The sequence below is a fragment of the Nitrospirota bacterium genome (assembly GCA_004296885.1).
Taxonomy (GTDB): domain Bacteria; phylum Nitrospirota; class Nitrospiria; order Nitrospirales; family Nitrospiraceae; genus SYGV01.
This window is the reverse complement of the sequence record SCVN01000008.1, coordinates 70,625-87,273: the sequence shown is the minus strand read 5'-3', so window position 1 is coordinate 87,273 and position 16,649 is coordinate 70,625. Positions and strand designations below refer to the sequence as shown.

Here is a 16,649-nt window from a genome sequence, read left to right as displayed (position 1 = left end):
TTGAAGACGCAGGAAAGAGGAAACGGCCATCGGCTGTCGTGACCGGCGCTTGTCTTTTGCTGAGAGCTGATGGCTGACTGCGATCTAGATCAGCACCAGGAGCCGATGCGGCAGAGCGTGACTTGCGGTGTGAGCGTCGATGCTTTGGTGCTTACGGCGGTCAAGGACTGGGCGATGGGAGGTGCGGATGGGGCTGCCCCCGCGGACGGGAGAATTGGAGCCGGGGCCTGGGCCACGACCGTCGCAGGCTTCAGGTCTGCGGCGCTTGGCGCATTGGGGGCGGCGGGAGCGGACTGGGCCTTGGCCAGCGCCGTGCCGGGCGGCAGTTTCGCATTCACCTTGGCCAGCAGGGTCTGGCTTTCCTTTTGGTGCTTGTTGGCCGGGTACTGTTGCGCCAGCTGGACCAGCTTGTCATGCGCCCAGTCGTTCGCGCCGAGTTCGCTGTAGGAGAGCGCCAGATAATAGAGCGCGTCGGGGGCCACCTCCATCTCCGGGAATTTCTTCACGATGGATTCGAACCGATAGGCGGCCGCCAGATACGACTCGCGCCGATAGTAGAACTGACCGACGAAATAATAGGTCTGGGCCAGCAGATCGTTGCAGGCTTTGATTTTCTCGATCGCCTCGGCCTGGTACTTGCTGCCCGGGTACTCTTTCATCAGCTTCTCGAAGGCGTCCTGGGCCTTGGTAAGCGGGGCCGGATCGCGATCGATGGACTTGGACATCTTGAAGAAGCTCATGCCGATCTTAAATTGGGCGTAGGACGAGAGGGTGTGGGCCCGGTGCAGGTCGAGGAAGTGCTGGTATTCGACCAGGGCTTCCGCGTACTCCTCTTTGTCGAAGAAGGCCTCGGCCCGTTTCATGATGACGTTGGGGTCGTAGTTTTTCTCGACCGTATCTCCGATGAAGATCTGTTCGTCGGTGCCGCTGGCGGATTTCCCTCCGGTTGCGGTCTGCTTGGGGGTACTGGAGCAGCCGAACGACAAGCCGATGGCGAGGGCAAAGACAAGAAGGGGTATTTTTACGCGCACACCCATCGTTCGGTGCTTTCAGAAACCTGTGGAAATAGGCTGAAGTCCGGTCACCGTAACAAATTGCGTTTGAAAATGCAACCGATTCGGCGAAGTTCAATTGACGGGTTCTCTCCGGCACCCTATAATCGCGCCGGCTTGGGTTGGTGGCATCTCGAGACCTGGGCGAGAACCGGGATCGTGTTTGGCCGAAGGTGTTCTGCGGGGGAGTCGAGCCGTGTTGCGCAGCCGTATTGTTGGAACGGGCTCCTATGTCCCCGCCAGGGCCGTGACGAACGCAGAGGTGGGCCTGGCCTTGGGGCTGGACGCCGAGGCGGTCTACCGGCGAACCGGCATCCGCCTCCGCCACTGGGCCGACGCAGGGCAGGCCACGTCGGATCTGGCGGAGCAGGCGGCGCGGGCGGCCTGCGAGGCGGCGGGCATGCCGCCGTCGTCGGTGGATGCGATCGTGCTCTCCACGACGTCGCCGGACATGGTGTTTCCCTCGAGCGCCTGCCTGTTGCAACGGCGGCTCGGGGCGGCCCGTGCCGCGGCCTTCGATGTGGCGGCGTCTTGCTCCGGATTTCTCTATGCCTTGTCCATGGCCGACCGGTTGGTCCGCAGCGGGCAGGCGCAACGCTGTCTCGTCGTGGCGGCGGAGGTCAAGTCCCGCTTCCTTGACAGGCAGGACGTGGCGACCGCGATGCTGTTCGGGGACGGGGCCGGCGCGGCGCTGGTGATTGGGGATTCGACCGGCGGCCCTCATGGGCCTGGGCTGCTGGGCGTGCGGCTCTATGCGGATGGCGCCCGCCATGGGCTGATCCGCATGGCCGCCGGAGGGTCCCGACAGCCGACGACGGCGCAGACGGTTCGGGACCGTCAGCACGTGCTCACGATGCAGGGGGGGCCGCTCTTTCGGCTGGCCGTCAAACGGCTGGCGGAAGCGGTGGCCGAGATTCTCAAGGAATTCGGGGTGACGATGGAGGAACTCGGACCGGTCATCTTCCATCAAGCGAACGGCCGGCTGCTGGCCATGTTGCGGAAACGGCTGGGCATTCCGCCGGAGAAAATGTACTCGGTCATCGAACATATCGGCAACACGTCGTCCGCGTCGTTGCCCATCGCCCTGGACCGGGCGGTGCGGGAGGGACGGCTGGCCGAACATGAGCCGGTGCTGTTGGGCGCGGTCGGGGGCGGTCTCACCTGGGCGACCGCGTTGCTCCGCTGGTAGGCGTTCGAAGCGATAGGGTTGCGTCCGGTGGGAAGAACCATAAGGAGGTGACCGTGAACGAGAAATCTCTCGGGCAATTGTTCAAAGAGGGTGTCGTTCAGGCGGCGGCCCGCGCGCTGGTGTATGGAGCCGCGTTGCTCCTCGTCACGGTCCTCTGCTCGGGCATCATCAAACAGGAAATCAAGGAAGGCATTGAGTACGGCGTCCAGTCGGCGTTGCTGCACACGTCTGCGGTGCTCTTGGATGACGAAATCTTCAACAACGTCATCCTGCCGAAGGTCAAACAGAACATGAAAGAGGCGATCGAGTACACGATTATGCGGGCGAAGCGGGAACTGATCGCCGCGCCGCCCGTCAAAGATGGGTCGAAACCGTCAAAGCATTCATGAGGGTGACGCGATGTTCAGCTTAATTCCGCGCGAGGTGGCGTTCTTTGACCTGTTCCGCAAGGCGGCGCACAACATGATCGAGGGCAGTCGCCTGCTCAAGGACATGATGGAGCATTTTGAAAATCCGGTGGAACAGGCCCGCCGCATCAAGGACATCGAGCACATCGGCGACGGGATTACCCACGACATTGTGCGGAAGCTGAACCAGACGTTTATCACGCCGATCGACCGGGAAGACATCCACGGGCTGGCCAGCGCGATGGACGACATCCTGGACCTGGTCGAGGCGGTCGCGGACCGCTTCGTGGTGTTCAAGGTGGCCAAACCCACCGACACCGCGGTCAAGCTGGCCGGCATCCTTCACCAGGCGGCGGTGGCGGTGGGGGCGGGTATCGATCGTCTGGGGCAATCCCATGCGGATCTGAACGAGTGTTGCGTGGAGGTGAACAGCCTGGAAAACGAAGCGGACCGGATCACCCGCGACGCGATTTCCTCGCTGTTCGATCAGGAGCGGGATCCGATTGCGGTGATCAAGTGGAAAGAGATCTACGAAAATTTCGAGGAAGGGACGGATCGCTGCGAAGATGTGGCCAACATCCTCGAACGCATCGCGCTCAAGCACGTCTGACGAACAATGGCTGTCAGCGATCAGCTTTCAGCCGTCGGATATACCATCACTCTCCATTCTCTTTTCCTCGGCGGTCTTCGGAAGCTGAGGGCTGCCGGCTTCTTCCAGGGGCATGCGCATGTTTGATCTGAACGGTATGTTGTTGCTGGTGGTGGTGCTGGCGCTGTTGTTCGACTTCTCGAACGGCTGGCACGACAGCGCCAACGCGATCGCGACCGTGGTATCCACCAGGGTGTTGAGCCCGCTCACCGCGGTGTTGATGGCGGGCGTGCTGAATGTGGCCGGCGCCTTCATGTCCACGGCCGTGGCCAAGATGGTCGGGTCCGGGATCGTGGATCCTGCCGCCGTCACGCAAGCGATGGTGGCCTCCGCGCTGGGGGGCGCGATCGTGTGGAATCTCTTTACGCTGCTGCTGGGATTGCCGACCAGTTCCTCCCATGCCTTGATCGGCGGGCTGGTCGGAGCCGCCCTGGTGCACGGCGGCTGGTCGGTGGTCAAGCTGGCCGGCTTGCGGTCGGTCATGGAGGCGATGGTCCTGTCCCCGTTCTTCGGGTTCCTGACCGGACTGGTCATCATGGTCGTGATCAGCCGACTGTTCTTCCGGACCCCGCGCAATTTCGCCACCCGGCTGTTCAGCCGTCTGCAAATGGTGTCGGCCGGCTTCATGGCGTTCAGCCACGGCGCCAACGATGCGCAGAAGGCCATGGGCATCATCACGCTCGCGCTCCTGTCGGCCGGGCAAATTCCGACCGCCGAGGTGCCGACCTGGGTGATCGTGGCCTGTGCGTTGGCGATGGGGTTGGGCACCGCCGTCGGGGGATGGAAAATCGTCCGGACGCTCGGCATGCGTATTCTGACGCTGGAGCCGGTCCACGGGTTCGCCGCGGAAACGTCGGCGGCTACGGTCCTGCTGGTGACCGCGCACATCGGCCTGCCGGTCAGCACGACGCACACGATCACGTCTTCCGTGATGGGGGTCGGGGTGGTCAAGCGGTTGTCCGCCGTCCGGTGGGGGGTGACCGCGCGCATTCTCTACGCCTGGGTCTTTACGCTCCCGGGGGCCGCGCTGATGGCGGCGACGATCTACGCCGTCGTGTCGCGACTGGGCTGAGCGGTTTCCCTCAGATCTTTCAACGCCGGCAGGCGGATGATGAACCGGCTGCCGCTCGGGTCGTTCCTTTCCACCCACACCTGGCCGCCGTGCCCTTCGACGATGTGCTTGACGATCGCCAAGCCTAAGCCGGTCCCCCCCATTTCGCGGGACCGGGCCTTGTCCACCCGATAGAACCGCTCGAACACGCGCGGGCGATCGGTGTCCGGAATCCCGATCCCGGTATCCGCCACGGTCAGTTCGACCGTCTCGTCCTCGCGGACGGGGCGTGCCGTCACATGAATCGCGCCGCCCTCCGGCGTGTACTTCACGGCGTTGTCGAGCAGGTTGGTGAGGACTTGGACCAGCCGGTCTTCGTCGCCTGATACCGGCGGCAGGTCCGGCGGAATGGCCACGGATAACGTGTGCTTTTTTTTCTCGGCCAGCGGCTTGATGGAAGCCAAGGTCCGCTCGACCACGCTGCGCAACCCGACGGGCTCTTGCCTGAATTGGACACGGCCGGACTCGATCTGGGAGAGTTGCAGCAGGTCTTCCAGGATCAGGTTCAGCCGGTCGCTTTGCTTGAGGATGATCTGCAGAAATCGCGTCGCTTCTTCCGGATGGTCTTTCGCGCCGTCCAACAGGGCTTCGACGTAGCCTTTGATGGAGGTGAGTGGCGTGCGCAGTTCATGCGAGACGTTCGCGACGAAGTCTTTGCGAACCGTTTCCAGCCGCCGCAGGGCGGTGATGTCGTGGTCGAGTTGGTCCGCCATCTGATTGAGGGTCGTCGCGAGGACGCCCACCTCGTCGTTCGACGCGGCCGGGATGCGTCGCTCGAAGGAGCCGCCGGCCAACTGTCGGGCGACCACCGCGATCTCCGACAGGGGTCTCGTCAATCCCCTGGCGATGAAGAAGCTCAGGAGTACGGAGACGGCGAACGCCACACCGAATGCAATACCCAGGGCTTGTTGTAAATCGCGAATCCGGCTTTCCAGGGTCGTCAGGGGCATGGCGAGCCGCACGATGCTGATGGCGTGGGTGCCCGGGGGGATGACCCGCATGGCCAGGTAAAACAATCGCTGACCGGTGGTGTCGCTTTGCCGGATGTCCGTGCCGCGTCCGGTGGCGAGTGCGCTGGCGATTTCGGGGCGCATCCGGTGGTTGGCGAGCGCCGGGATCGCATCATCCGACAAGGCGCTGTCCGCGAGGACCAGGCCGTCCTGGTCGATCACCGTCACTCTGGCATTGGCCTGGAGCCCGAGTTCACGCGCCTGGGTTTGCAGGCGATCCAACGGAGGAGGCGAACGGTCCAGGAGGGGCTGCAGGGCGAGCGCGGCGAGCCCTGTGCGAGCGGCCAGCGCCTCTTCCGCGCGGGCCAGCTCCAGTTGTTCGATGGAGCGAAATGCCAAGCCTCCCGCTACCACCAGTCCCAACATGATGGCAAGCAGTGTGCCGAGGGTGACTTTCCACCGGATCGAGAACGACATACGTTTAGTGATGCGCGATCAGCGATGCGCAATCGGTGCGGGCACGAGGCGGTTGATCCCGGCCTCTAGCGATCGGCACATACCACCCGGCCCATCTGGTCCATCACGGTTCTTTGAGTTTGTACCCCAGCGACTTGACCGACACGATCGCTTCGTCGAGCAGCGGGATCTTCTGCTTGAGCCGCCGGACATGCACGTCCACCGTGCGCGTTGTGCCATAATAGTTGTAGCCCCAGACGGCGTTCAGCAGCACGTCGCGGGTCAAGACTCGCCCCGGGTGTCGGAGCAGGTGTTCGAGCAATCCGAACTCCTTTGCCGTGAGCGGAATGTCCCGGTCGGCGACCGTCACTTCATGACGTGCGAGATCCATGGCCAGGGCTCCGTATTGGAGGCGTGGCGAGTCGTCCGGCTTGCGCTCCAGCCTGCGGAACAGGGCCTTGACGTGGGCGACCAGCGCTTTGGGGCTGAACGGTTTGGTGATGTAATCGTCCGCGCCGAGTTCGAGCCCGATGACCACGTCCGATTCTTCGGTTTTGGCGGTGAGCATGATAACCGGTAGGAGGGCCGTGTCCGGGTCGGCCCGGATCCGTTTGCAGACCTCCAGCCCCTCCATCCCGGCCAGCATCAAGTCCAGGATGACCAAGTCGGGACGCTCGGTCTTGACGAGCTTGAGCCCGTCTGGCCCCGTCATGGCCGTGCAGGTCCGGTAGCCCTCTTTCTCCAGGTAGAGGCGGACGAGAGACTGGATGTCTTGTTCGTCCTCGACAATCAGTATTTTTTTGCCGACTGGGGCCGCCATCGAGAAAACAGCCTAAAGGGACGGGGGAAAAGAGTCAAGGAGAGGGAAGGAAACCAGGCCTCGGCTTGGGAGAGGACGGTCCCTCCGAGGTCCTTGACACAGAGGAAGAGGAAAGCAGTAGAGATGGGGGCTGTTGACGACGTCGCTTCGCGCGCATCCGCTCCAGCCGAGGCCCATGATACAAAGAAAGAGGAGGCAGCGCACGGTCGTTGCCATCGCCGACCCTGCGCTGCGTCTGTGTTGACAAGCCAATGAAACGGCGTGAGCGCGGGCGGAGGGGCCAAATCAGTTGACGCCAAGGCCTCTTCTGCCGTAAGGTGTCATCTGTTTTAGAAATGAGCAGATGGCTGATAGCTGATGGCTTGGAGTGTATAAGAATATGAAGATATATTTGGCGAATCCCCGAGGCTTCTGTGCCGGGGTGGACCGGGCGATCGATATCGTGGAGTTGTCGCTCAAGACCTACGGCGCGCCGATCTACGTCCGGCACGAAATCGTCCATAGCCGCCACGTGGTCAATTCCCTGCGCGAGAAGGGGGCGGTGTTTGTGGAGGAGCTCAACGAGGTGCCGGACGGAGCCATCGTGATTTTCAGCGCCCACGGGGTGGCGAAGGATGTCTGGTCCGAAGCTACGCGTCGCAATCTGAAGGTGATCGATGCAACGTGTCCGCTGGTCATCAAGGTCCACAACGAAGTGAACCGGGATTACACGCAGGGGTATGAATTGATCCTGATCGGCCATGCAGGGCATCCGGAAGTCATCGGGACCTTGGGACAAATTCCTGACAAGTTTCATCTGGTGTCCTCCGTCAAGGACGTCGAAGCGTTGCAGGTGGAGAATCACCACCATCTCTCCTACGTAACGCAGACGACGCTCAGCGTCGATGAATGCCGCGACATTGTCGAGGCCTTGAATCGGCGCTTCCCCGGGATCAAGGGGCCTCATCAGGAAGACATTTGCTATGCCACCCAGAACCGACAGAATGCGGTGAAAGAGTTGTCCGGTTTGGTGGATGTGATCTTGGTGATCGGCTCGCCGAACAGCTCCAACTCGAATCGGCTCCGTGAGCTGGCCGAGCGGTGCGGCATCCCGTCCTATCTGATCGACTCCTCTGCGGATATTAATCCCGACTGGGTCAAGAGCGCCCGTGCCGTGGGCATTTCCGCCGGGGCCTCGGCTCCGGAGGTCTTGGTAGCCGATGTGGTGGAGTACCTCAAACGCTTCGGGGCTTCGGAAGTCGAGGAATTGACGGTGATCGAGGAAGACGTGGAGTTTTCCTTGCCAAAGGAACTGGTCACGATTAAATCCGTTTCGCAGGCTTCTGTCTAATTCTTCCTCTCATCTTCCTCTCGCGCTGATCCCACGGGTCCCTGTCCTCCCCCACCGCTTGGGGGGTATCGCTTATCTACCCCTGCATCCTGTGTTTTTCTTTGCTTTTCCAAGCTCTCTGTGCTACAAGGTCGACCACTGTCTGTAGTGTTGGTGGTAATTTCGTACCGGACCTATTGGTGAGGAGGAGCATGCATCTTAAATCCTTGGAGCTCACAGGGTTTAAGTCGTTCGCCGAAGCCAAGATCGAGTTTCCCCCCGGCATGACTGCGGTGGTCGGCCCCAATGGGTCGGGGAAAAGCAATGTCGTGGATGCGATCCTCTGGGTTCTGGGAGAGCAGAGCACCAAGACGCTCCGAAGCGAGCGGATGGAAGACGTCATCTTCAACGGAACCGAGGCGCGCAAGCCGCTGGGGATGGTCGAGGTCTCGTTGGTGATGAGCGGCCTGTCGGAGCAGCAACTGCAAGGGATCCCGGGCTTGCCGGCTCAGATGGGAGAGTTGCATGAAGTCATGGTCACGCGTCGGCTCTATCGCAACGGAGATAGCGAGTACTTGATCAATAAAATCCTCTGCCGGCTCAAAGATGTCCGCAGTTTGTTCCTGGACACCAGGGCGGGAAGCAAGGGCCACACGGTCATCGAACAGGGGCGCATCGAACAAATCCTGAACGCCTCTCCGCAAGATCGTCGCGAGCTGATCGAAGAAACCGCCGGGATCGTCCGGTATAAGAAACAGAAGGCCGAGGCGCTCCGCAAACTGGACTCGACCCATCAGAGTCTGCTGCGGGTGCGCGATATCATCGCCGAAGTGCATCGGCAACTGGGCTCCCTGGAGCGTCAAGCGCGCCAGGCCCGTGCCTTTCAGAATTTGCAGCAGGAGGCGAAAGTCCTGGAAGTGCGGCTGCTGGTCTGGGATTACCGGGCCCGCCTGGCCGGGCAGGCCGTCTGCGACGGAGAGCTGGCGGCGATGGAAGCCACGGAATCCGGTCACGCGGCCGAGCAAGCCAGGCTTCACGCGGAACTGGAATCGCTCAGATTGAGGATCACGGAATCGGACCAGTCCATTGCGCGCACCCGTGAGGAACTGGAGCGGCTGGAGCGGCTCAAGTCCCAAGCCCTGACTACGGCCGAAGTGGAGCGGGCCAAGCTCGGACAATTCGAGCAGCAGCGGATGCAGGCGGAAGCCGACTTGACCCGCTTGAGCCGTGACCGGGAACAGGCCGCTCTGACGATGGGTGGGCTGCAAGCCAAGCTGGCGGAACTCGACCGGGAGGTCGCGGTCGGAACCCAGGCCCTCGCGCAACTTGAGGCGGCCGGTGCCGAACTGTCGATGCGCCGGGCGGCGGCGGTGGACGAAGAAGAGCAGGCCAGGCGGGCGAGCCTCGATCTGATGGTGCAGGTCACCCGTGAGGAGAATGGGCTGGCGGATATGCAGCGCCGCCTTGAGGAGGCCCTGCGTCGCGCGGATCGCCTGGCCCAGGAACAGACCGACGTCGAAGAGCAGTGGCGGAGCGCGAAGGGACAGTGCGAGGCCGTCGCCTGCCGCCGCGAGCAGAGCGCAGGGGACTTGCAGGCTCGGCAGGGTGAGCGACAGACGTCAGTGCAGGCGGCGGCGCAGATTGAACAGGCCCTCCGTGAAACGGAGCAGCGCATCGGTCAGCATCAAGAAGAATTGGCCTCGGTCCGCTCACGGCTTCGCGCGCTGCAAGCTGTGGTGCGCGAGGGAATGGGCTATGGGCGCGACGGGGAAGAGGCGACGTCGCTCCGGGTGGCCTGTCAAGGCTTGCGCGAGGCGGTGGCCGAATGGTTGGTCGTGCCGTCCGGGCTTGAGCGTGCGGTTGAAGCGGTGCTGGGTGAGCGGGTGCGGGGCTGGTTGGTTGAGGGGCCCGCCTCGGCGCGCGAGGCGGTGGCGCTGTTGAAACAGAAGGGGATGGGGCGCGGAGCCTTTGTGCCCATGGTGCCCCGGTGGCATGCCCAGACGGACGCTGCGGCCTCCGCCTGGTGGGCGAACCTGCAGGCCAAGCCCGGGATCAGGGGCTTGGCGAAAGATCTCCTGCGCACGACAGGAGAATCCGGACATGCCTTGGCCTGCCTGTTCGATTCCGTCGTGATCGTCGAGTCCCTTGACGTGGCGGTGGGTCTCTGGGAGCAGGGGCTCTGGTCTGCGCCCGATGGCCCGACCCTGGTGACGTTGCAGGGAGATGTCCTCGATCCGGCCGGGATACTCACCGGCGGCTTGGCCGAGGAGGCGGGAGGGCTGCTTCAGTGGCGGCGGGAAATCGAAGAGCTGGAAGCGAAGGGCCGCGACCTGTCCGGCAAGCTGGACGAATCACGCGCCGAACGGGCGCGGCTCGATGCCGACCGGCTGGCTTGCCAGGAAACGGGGGAGCGGTTACAGGCCGCGATCCGCGAGGCGGAGATGGTGGTGCTCGCGGCACAGAAGGATGAAGCGATTTTTTCGCGCACCATGGCGGAGCTGGCCCGGCGCCTGGATACCCTGTCCTCCGAGCGCCTGACGGAAGAGCAGGAGCGGAGCACCGTTGAGACGGAGCTTCAGGCGATCCGGACGCGACTGACGCAATTGAGCGAGCGGAAAGCCGCGCAGGAGGCTGGTCTCGAGGAACGGAGTCACGCCCGCCGACGCCTGGATGAAGAAAGCCAGGCCTTTCAGCAGCGGATGTTGGAAGCTCGTCTGGCGGTCGCGGCGAGCCGTTCGCTGCATGGCCATTGCGAGACAGACTTGGCCAGGCTTGCCGGGGAGGACCAGGAGCGGACGGCCCGGATTACGAGCCTGGAGCAGCAGGTCGCGGCCTTGTCGGAGTCCTGGCAGCGGAGCCAGGAGGTGCGCCGGCAGCAAGAGGCCCTGTGCCAGGAGCATGAGGAGCAGGCGGCTTGCGTTCGTCAGGACCTGATGCGCGCGCAAGAAATCCAGGTCCAGGAGGCAGAACGGGCTCGGAGCCTGGAGGCAGCGCTCGACGTGGTGCGCGCCGCCTTGGCGGCAAGTCGCGAGGCCCGAACGGTTCTCGAGGTCCGGCGGGCCGAGCTCAAAACTCAGTTGGCGGCTTTGGAGGGAACCTTGACTGGGACCTACCAGCTCTCGGTCGAAACGGCTTTGGCGCAGGAGCCGCCTCCGGAACCGGTGCTGGCGTTGGAAGGGCAAGAGCCGATTCGGGATGCCGATGCGGTCGCCGCCCAGGAGTTGCACGACAAGCTGCAGAAGATTCGCGACCGGCTCGACCGGATGGGTCCGATCAACTTGGCGGCCATTGAAGAGCATCGCGAATTGGAGGAGCGGCACAAATTCCTCACCGCGCAGGAGGAAGACTTGGCCCAGTCGATCGGGGCGCTGAAAGAAATCATCAACCGGATCAATCGTACGACGAAACAGATGTTTTTGGAAACGTTCGCCGAGCTTCAGCAGAAGTTCGGCGAAGTGTTTACGCGTTTTTTTCCGGGCGGGCGCGCCGAATTGGTGCTGGTGGAGCCGGAGGCTGGCGAAGAGGGCGAAACGGGTACACGCTCGGAGCCGGGAGTGGACATTGCGGCGCAGCCGCCCGGCAAACGGCTCAAGAGTATCACCATGCTCTCCGGCGGGGAGAAGACGTTGACTGCTATGGCGCTGATTTTCGCCAGCTTCCTGATCCGGCCGACGCCTTTCTGCATCCTGGACGAGATCGACGCCCCGCTGGACGAAGAAAATATCGGGCGCTTCACGGGCGTGCTCCGCGAGCTGTCCGAGGCGGCCCAGTTCCTGGTGATCACCCATAATAAACGCACCATGGCCGTGGCCGATTCTCTCTTCGGGGTCACCATGGAGGAGGCGGGTGTGTCTAAGCTGGTTTCGGTGCGATTGGCGGATCTCCAGCCGGCCTAGCTGAAAGGCTTCGGTTCAAGTCCTTGAAAAGCCTCAGGTTGCTTGACAGTCTCCCTTGGGTTTGCTATAAATCACCCCTATGAGAAATAGTTTTACAAACCGATATCGCTGGGTCTCTGCCGAGCAGGAGCCTCTTTCCTCGCTTCCTTTCTCCATCATTTGGTGAACGGCGTACAGGTATGAAACTCATTCGGAGTTTGATTACACGTCTGTCCGATAGTCTGTTTGCCTCCGTCCCTGACCGCCTCAAAGCCGGAGCGCGGACCAGATTGGGACCGGTCCTTCGCCTGGTGTCCCATAATCTATACCCCTCTGCTGCGCCTGAGCAGCCCCGCCGGGCCGCCGGGCCTGCCCATGGTCAGTCCGAAGCCATTGATGAAGCCATGCGACGGAGCCAAGCCTGGCTTCTTGGGCGGCAGCATCCCCGGGAAGGGTATTGGGTGGCGGAACTTGAGGCGGATACGACACTGACGTCCGAGTACCTGATGCTCCGCCGTTTCCTGAATTTGGTCGACCCCGATCGCGAACGGAAAGCCGTGCTCTATTTGCGCACGATGCAACTGCCGGAAGGAGGCTGGCCGATATACTACGGAGGGCCGCCCGAGATCAGCGCGTCCGTCAAGGCTTACTTCGCGCTGAAGCTCTCCGGCGTGTCGGCCGATGAACCGTGCATGGTCCGCGGCCGCGAGGCCATCCTTGGGATGGGCGGAGTCGTCGCGGCCAATGTCTTTACCAAGATTACACTGGCGCTGTTCGATCAGTATGACTGGCGCGGCATTCCCAGTATGCCTCCCGAGATCATGCTGCTGCCGAAACGCTTCTATTTCAGCCTCTATGCCGTTTCATACTGGTCCCGAGCGGTTCTGATTCCGCTCTTGATCATCTTTTCGCACCGGCCGGTCTGCCGGATCCCGAAAGAGCAGGGCATTGATGAGCTGTTTCTGCAGCCGCGTGAACAGGTGCGCTTTCGTCATGAGCCGCCGCTCAAGAGAGACGCGGCTTGGTTTACCTGGCGCAACTTTTTCGTGACCGTCGATCGAGCGCTGAAGGTCTATGATCGGATGCCTATCAGGTCGTTGCGCGATAAGGCGGTGGCAAAGGCGGCCGAATGGATGCTCGATCACATGAAAGGCGCCGGAGGGCTGGGGGCCATTTATCCGGCCATGGCCAACTCGGTGGTGGCGTTGCGGTGCCTGGGGTATGGAGTGGATCATCCCTTGGTCGTCAAGGCGTTCGGCGAAATCGAGGCGCTCGAAATTTACGATGTCGTGCCCGAGGGGAAGGGCGGGGCGGAGACGCTACATCTGCAGCCCTGTCATTCTCCGATTTGGGACACGGCGCTTCTGCTCAATGTCTTGGCCGAGGCGGGATTGCCCCAGGATCACCAGGCGCTGACCAAGGCGGCGACGTGGCTCTTGTCCCGCCAGACGACGACCGTCGGGGATTGGAAAGTCTCGGCGCCGGACGCGGAGCCGGGCGGATGGTACTTCCAATTTGAGAATGAGCTGTACCCCGATGTGGATGACTCGGCCGTGGTGTTGATGGGGTTGGCCAAGGTGCGTATGGCCGACCGGGAGGCCCAGCGGCAGGCTATGGCCCGTGGGTACCGCTGGGTCATGGCGATGCAAGGGTCGGATGGCGGGTGGGGCGCATACGACAAGGATAACAATCGGATGGTGTTTAATTTGATTCCGTTTGCGGACCACCGGGCCTTGTTGGATCCCAGTACGGCGGACTTGGCCGGGCGCTGCTTGGAGATGCTGGGCGCGTTGGGCTATGACCGCACCCATCCGGCGGCTGTTCGTGCGCTGAATTATCTGCGGCATGAACAAGAACCGGACGGAAGCTGGTTTGGGCGGTGGGGCGTCAACTACATTTACGGGACCTGGTCGGTCTTGGCGGGGTTACGCACGATTGGCGAGGATATGTCGGCACCTTATGTCGAGCGCGCCGTGGCATGGCTGGAGTCCAAGCAGAATCCGGACGGCGGGTGGGGCGAGTCCTGCTTGTCTTATGCGGATCGTGACATGGCTGGCCGCGGTGTCAGCACCCCCTCGCAGACGGCGTGGGCGCTGCTCGCCCTGCTCTCCGCCGGTGTGACGAATTCCATCACGGTCGTGCGGGGCGTGCACTACCTGCTGCGCCACCAGCGTGAAGATGGGTCGTGGGAGGAGGTTCGCCACACCGGAACGGGATTTCCGCGCGTCTTCTACCTCCGCTACCATTGGTACTGTCAGTATTTCCCGCTCTGGGCTCTGGCCATGTATCGGAACCTGCGGGCCCATGGCCAGACGAGGGCGGACGAGTTGCGTCGGATCGCTCGCGAGACGGGACGCTTCCGTGCAGAGGGCTGAGCATCGGGATGCACCGCGCCGCTGGTTGTTGCTCGTGAGGCAGCGGGGCTCTTGAAGCGGGTCGGCATTTTTACGGCCACGCGATGGGAGCAAGAGGCAGTCAGCCGGGCGATTCTGATTGAGGAGAGGGCACGCGTCGGCGGCGTTCCTTGTGTGATTGGGCGTTGCGGGGCTTTCCGTGTCTCAGTGTTCCGAACAGGCATGGGGCCCGTGAAAGCCAGTGCAGTCTCCCGTGAAGCGCTTGCCAGTTGCTCCCTGGACCTTGCGGTTTCTTCCGGCTTCGCCTGCGCTCTGACTTCCTCCCAGATCGGCGATCTCCTCATCGGCACGGACGTGAGTCCTTGGCCGGCAGGAATCTGTTCTGTCGGGCTGGGCGTGCGCGTTCCGTGCTCGGTCGAATTGCAGGCTGCGGCGCTGGAGTCTGCGCGTCGGGTTGGCGTGGTGGTTCAGGCTGGGCGGTTTGCGTCCGTATCGCATGTTCTCTGGGCGGCTGAAGAGAAACAGCAGGTGGCGGCCGGCACTGGAGCGGTGGGTCTTGATATGGAGAGCGCGGCGCTTGGCGCAATGGCGAAGGAACAGGGGATTCCCTTCCTCGTGGCGCGTACGGTGTCGGATTTGCTGGACGAGGATCTCCCGCTTGACTTCAATCTCTTTCTGACGCAGAAGACCTGGCCTCAGGGCCTGTGGCAGGTGGCACGCCGACCAGCATGCCTCTCGGGTATGCTGCGTCTTCGTCGGCAGAGCCATGTGGCTGCGGTTCAACTGACCCGGTTCATGGAAGCTTTTCTGAATGACATACGGTAGCAAGGCCGAGGAGGAGAGGATGAAATCCCCTCAGGAGCAGTCATGGTGATCGCGATGGTTACCCGTCTTGGCCACACGACCCTCTTTCTGCTCGGGGAAATGGGGCGGATGCTCCTGTTTCTTGTCGCGACTATTGCATGGTTCACAAGGCCGCCCCTGCGACCCTTCCAAATCCTCAAACAACTGCATTTCATCGGTTTCAAGTCGTCATTCGTGGTTGTCTTGACGGCTGCCTTCACGGGCATGGTGTTGGGTTTGCAGGGCTATTACTCGCTGCGGAAGTTCGGAGCAGAAGCGGCGCTCGGCTCCGCCGTGGCCTTGAGTATGATCCGGGAACTGGGGCCGGTGTTGGCCGCGCTGATGGTGACCGCTCGTGCCGGGTCGGCCATGACCGCCGAGATCGGCATCATGCGGATCACGGAGCAGATCGACGCACTGGACACGATGGCCATCAATCCCTTGCAGTATCTGGTCTCGCCTAAATTGGTAGCCGGTCTGATCGGGGTGCCCCTGCTCGTCGCGATCTTCGATGTGGTCGGGATTTATGGGGGCTATCTGGTCGGGGTTGAACTGCTGGGGGTCAATGCCGGGTCCTACTGGAGCTCCATCGAGTCGGCCGTAGAGTGGAAGGACGTGTACGGGGGGATTCTGAAATCCATCAGTTTCGGGTTGATCGTGAGCTGGGTCTGTTGTTACAAAGGCTACTACACGAGGATGAGCGCGGAGGGTTTGGGCACGGCGACCACGGAGGCGGTGGTCTTGACCTCGGTTCTGATTCTCGTCTGGGATTATTTTCTGACCTCCGTTTTGCTGTAACGATGTCAACGGGGGCGTCAGTGTGCAGAACCCTCCGCGCTGACCGCTGATAATCGACAGCCGAGAGTAATTCGCTATGATTAAACTTGTTGGGGTTGAGAAGACGTTGGGCGGGCAGCCGGTCCTTCGGGGCGTGGATCTGGAAATCCCTCCGGGCAAGCTCACCACCATCATTGGACGAAGCGGGGAAGGGAAAAGCGTTCTGCTCAAGCACATGATCGGGTTGTTCAAGCCTGATCGAGGGGAAGTCTGGGTGGACGACGTTGAAATTTCCAAACTAAAGGGGACGGCGCTCAACGACGCGCGCAAACGATTCGCCATGTTGTTTCAGGGGGCGGCGTTGTTCGACTCGTTAACCGTCTTTGATAACGTCGCGTTTCCCTTGCGCGAGAAACTCGGGTTGTCGGAGTCGGACGTGAAGCGTCGCGTTGGAGAAAAGCTCGATCAGGTCGGCTTGACCGGTATGGGGCATAAGTTTCCTGCGGAGTTGAGCGGGGGCATGAAAAAGCGTGCGGGGTTGGCTCGGGCTTTGGTGATGGAACCGGAAATTCTCCTGATTGACGAACCGACGACGGGGCTGGATCCGCTCATGGCCAAAACGATCCACGATCTCATCGTGGCGATGCACAAGACGTTTGGGTTCACCGCGGTGATGGTCAGTCACGAGATCCCTGAGATCTTTGCCATTTCCGATTGGGTGGCCATGCTGAAGGAAGGCAAGATCGCGGCGATGGCTCCCTCGCAAGAGTTCCAGCAGACTACGGATCCGGGCATTCTCGAGTTTATTTCCGTAGGCGGGACCGTGGCATTGGTCCACGCCGTTCGTGAGGGGTAAG

13 protein-coding genes are annotated in these 16,649 nt (G+C 62.1%); 10 read left to right on the top strand and 3 right to left on the bottom strand.

Annotation, left to right across the window (positions count from 1 at the left end):
• Window positions 1-89: 89 nt before the first annotated feature.
• Window positions 90-1,037 (bottom strand): outer membrane protein assembly factor BamD, encoded by a 948-nt coding sequence (gene bamD / locus EPO61_05535; protein TAJ09521.1) that lies wholly within the window; start codon window positions 1,035-1,037, stop codon window positions 90-92.
• A 211-nt stretch (window positions 1,038-1,248) separates the two neighbouring features.
• Between bamD and fabH the strand changes: the two genes are divergently transcribed.
• From fabH to EPO61_05515, 4 genes are all read left to right on the top strand, one after another.
• Entirely contained in the window at window positions 1,249-2,241 is a 993-nt protein-coding gene (fabH, locus tag EPO61_05530) for a beta-ketoacyl-ACP synthase III (protein TAJ09520.1), read from the top strand.
• A gap of 53 nt (window positions 2,242-2,294) precedes the next feature.
• The gene (locus tag EPO61_05525; protein ID TAJ09519.1) at window positions 2,295-2,630 is read left to right on the top strand and encodes a hypothetical protein; all 336 of its coding nucleotides are present in this window, start codon (window positions 2,295-2,297) and stop codon (window positions 2,628-2,630) included.
• A gap of 10 nt (window positions 2,631-2,640) precedes the next feature.
• Window positions 2,641-3,258, top strand: coding sequence for a DUF47 domain-containing protein (locus EPO61_05520; GenBank protein ID TAJ09518.1), 618 nt, complete (start codon window positions 2,641-2,643; stop codon window positions 3,256-3,258).
• 118 nt (window positions 3,259-3,376) lie between these two features.
• The gene (locus tag EPO61_05515) at window positions 3,377-4,369 is read left to right on the top strand and encodes an inorganic phosphate transporter (protein ID TAJ09517.1); all 993 of its coding nucleotides are present in this window, start codon (window positions 3,377-3,379) and stop codon (window positions 4,367-4,369) included.
• On the opposite strand, the gene EPO61_05510 is transcribed toward EPO61_05515, so the two are convergent.
• Complete coding sequence (locus tag EPO61_05510) at window positions 4,342-5,835, bottom strand: HAMP domain-containing histidine kinase (protein TAJ09516.1); 1,494 nt, start codon at window positions 5,833-5,835, stop codon at window positions 4,342-4,344. The genes EPO61_05515 and EPO61_05510 overlap by 28 nt on opposite strands.
• A gap of 103 nt (window positions 5,836-5,938) precedes the next feature.
• Window positions 5,939-6,634, bottom strand: a complete 696-nt coding sequence (locus EPO61_05505) for a response regulator transcription factor (GenBank protein TAJ09515.1) — start codon at window positions 6,632-6,634, stop codon at window positions 5,939-5,941.
• A gap of 379 nt (window positions 6,635-7,013) precedes the next feature.
• On the opposite strand from EPO61_05505, the gene EPO61_05500 reads away from it, so the two are divergent.
• The 6 genes from EPO61_05500 to EPO61_05475 all read left to right on the top strand — a co-directional run bounded on the left by EPO61_05500 (window position 7,014) and on the right by EPO61_05475 (window position 16,648).
• A complete protein-coding gene (locus tag EPO61_05500; protein TAJ09514.1) occupies window positions 7,014-7,964 on the top strand; it encodes a 4-hydroxy-3-methylbut-2-enyl diphosphate reductase in 951 nt (316 codons plus the stop codon).
• A 191-nt stretch (window positions 7,965-8,155) separates the two neighbouring features.
• Window positions 8,156-11,839, top strand: coding sequence for a chromosome segregation protein SMC (gene smc / locus EPO61_05495; GenBank protein TAJ09513.1), 3,684 nt, complete (start codon window positions 8,156-8,158; stop codon window positions 11,837-11,839).
• Window positions 11,840-12,018: 179 nt separating this feature from the next.
• Window positions 12,019-14,193 carry a squalene--hopene cyclase gene (gene shc, locus EPO61_05490; protein TAJ09512.1) on the top strand — a complete coding sequence of 725 codons (2,175 nt, stop codon included), beginning with the start codon at window positions 12,019-12,021 and terminating at the stop codon, window positions 14,191-14,193.
• A gap of 21 nt (window positions 14,194-14,214) precedes the next feature.
• Entirely contained in the window at window positions 14,215-14,997 is a 783-nt protein-coding gene (locus EPO61_05485; protein ID TAJ09511.1) for a hypothetical protein, read from the top strand.
• A 42-nt stretch (window positions 14,998-15,039) separates the two neighbouring features.
• Window positions 15,040-15,813: an ABC transporter permease gene (locus tag EPO61_05480; GenBank protein ID TAJ09510.1), complete on the top strand. Its 774-nt coding sequence runs from the start codon at window positions 15,040-15,042 to the stop codon at window positions 15,811-15,813.
• Window positions 15,814-15,889: 76 nt separating this feature from the next.
• Window positions 15,890-16,648, top strand: a complete 759-nt coding sequence (locus tag EPO61_05475) for an ABC transporter ATP-binding protein (GenBank protein TAJ09509.1) — start codon at window positions 15,890-15,892, stop codon at window positions 16,646-16,648.
• The last annotated feature ends 1 nt before the right edge of the window (window position 16,649 follow it).

What these genes read in the sequence shown, in the direction of transcription:
- bamD (TAJ09521.1), bottom strand. Translation starts at nt 1,037, where the DNA reads ATGGGTGTGCGCGTAAAAATACCCCTTCTTGTCTTTGCCCTCGCCATC.
- EPO61_05520 (TAJ09518.1), top strand. Translation starts at nt 2,641, where the DNA reads ATGTTCAGCTTAATTCCGCGCGAGGTGGCGTTCTTTGACCTGTTCCGC.
- EPO61_05515 (TAJ09517.1), top strand. Translation starts at nt 3,377, where the DNA reads ATGTTTGATCTGAACGGTATGTTGTTGCTGGTGGTGGTGCTGGCGCTG.
- EPO61_05510 (TAJ09516.1), bottom strand. Translation starts at nt 5,835, where the DNA reads ATGTCGTTCTCGATCCGGTGGAAAGTCACCCTCGGCACACTGCTTGCC.
- EPO61_05505 (TAJ09515.1), bottom strand. Translation starts at nt 6,634, where the DNA reads ATGGCGGCCCCAGTCGGCAAAAAAATACTGATTGTCGAGGACGAACAA.
- EPO61_05500 (TAJ09514.1), top strand. Translation starts at nt 7,014, where the DNA reads ATGAAGATATATTTGGCGAATCCCCGAGGCTTCTGTGCCGGGGTGGAC.
- smc (TAJ09513.1), top strand. Translation starts at nt 8,156, where the DNA reads ATGCATCTTAAATCCTTGGAGCTCACAGGGTTTAAGTCGTTCGCCGAA.
- shc (TAJ09512.1), top strand. Translation starts at nt 12,019, where the DNA reads ATGAAACTCATTCGGAGTTTGATTACACGTCTGTCCGATAGTCTGTTT.
- EPO61_05480 (TAJ09510.1), top strand. Translation starts at nt 15,040, where the DNA reads ATGGTGATCGCGATGGTTACCCGTCTTGGCCACACGACCCTCTTTCTG.
- EPO61_05475 (TAJ09509.1), top strand. Translation starts at nt 15,890, where the DNA reads ATGATTAAACTTGTTGGGGTTGAGAAGACGTTGGGCGGGCAGCCGGTC.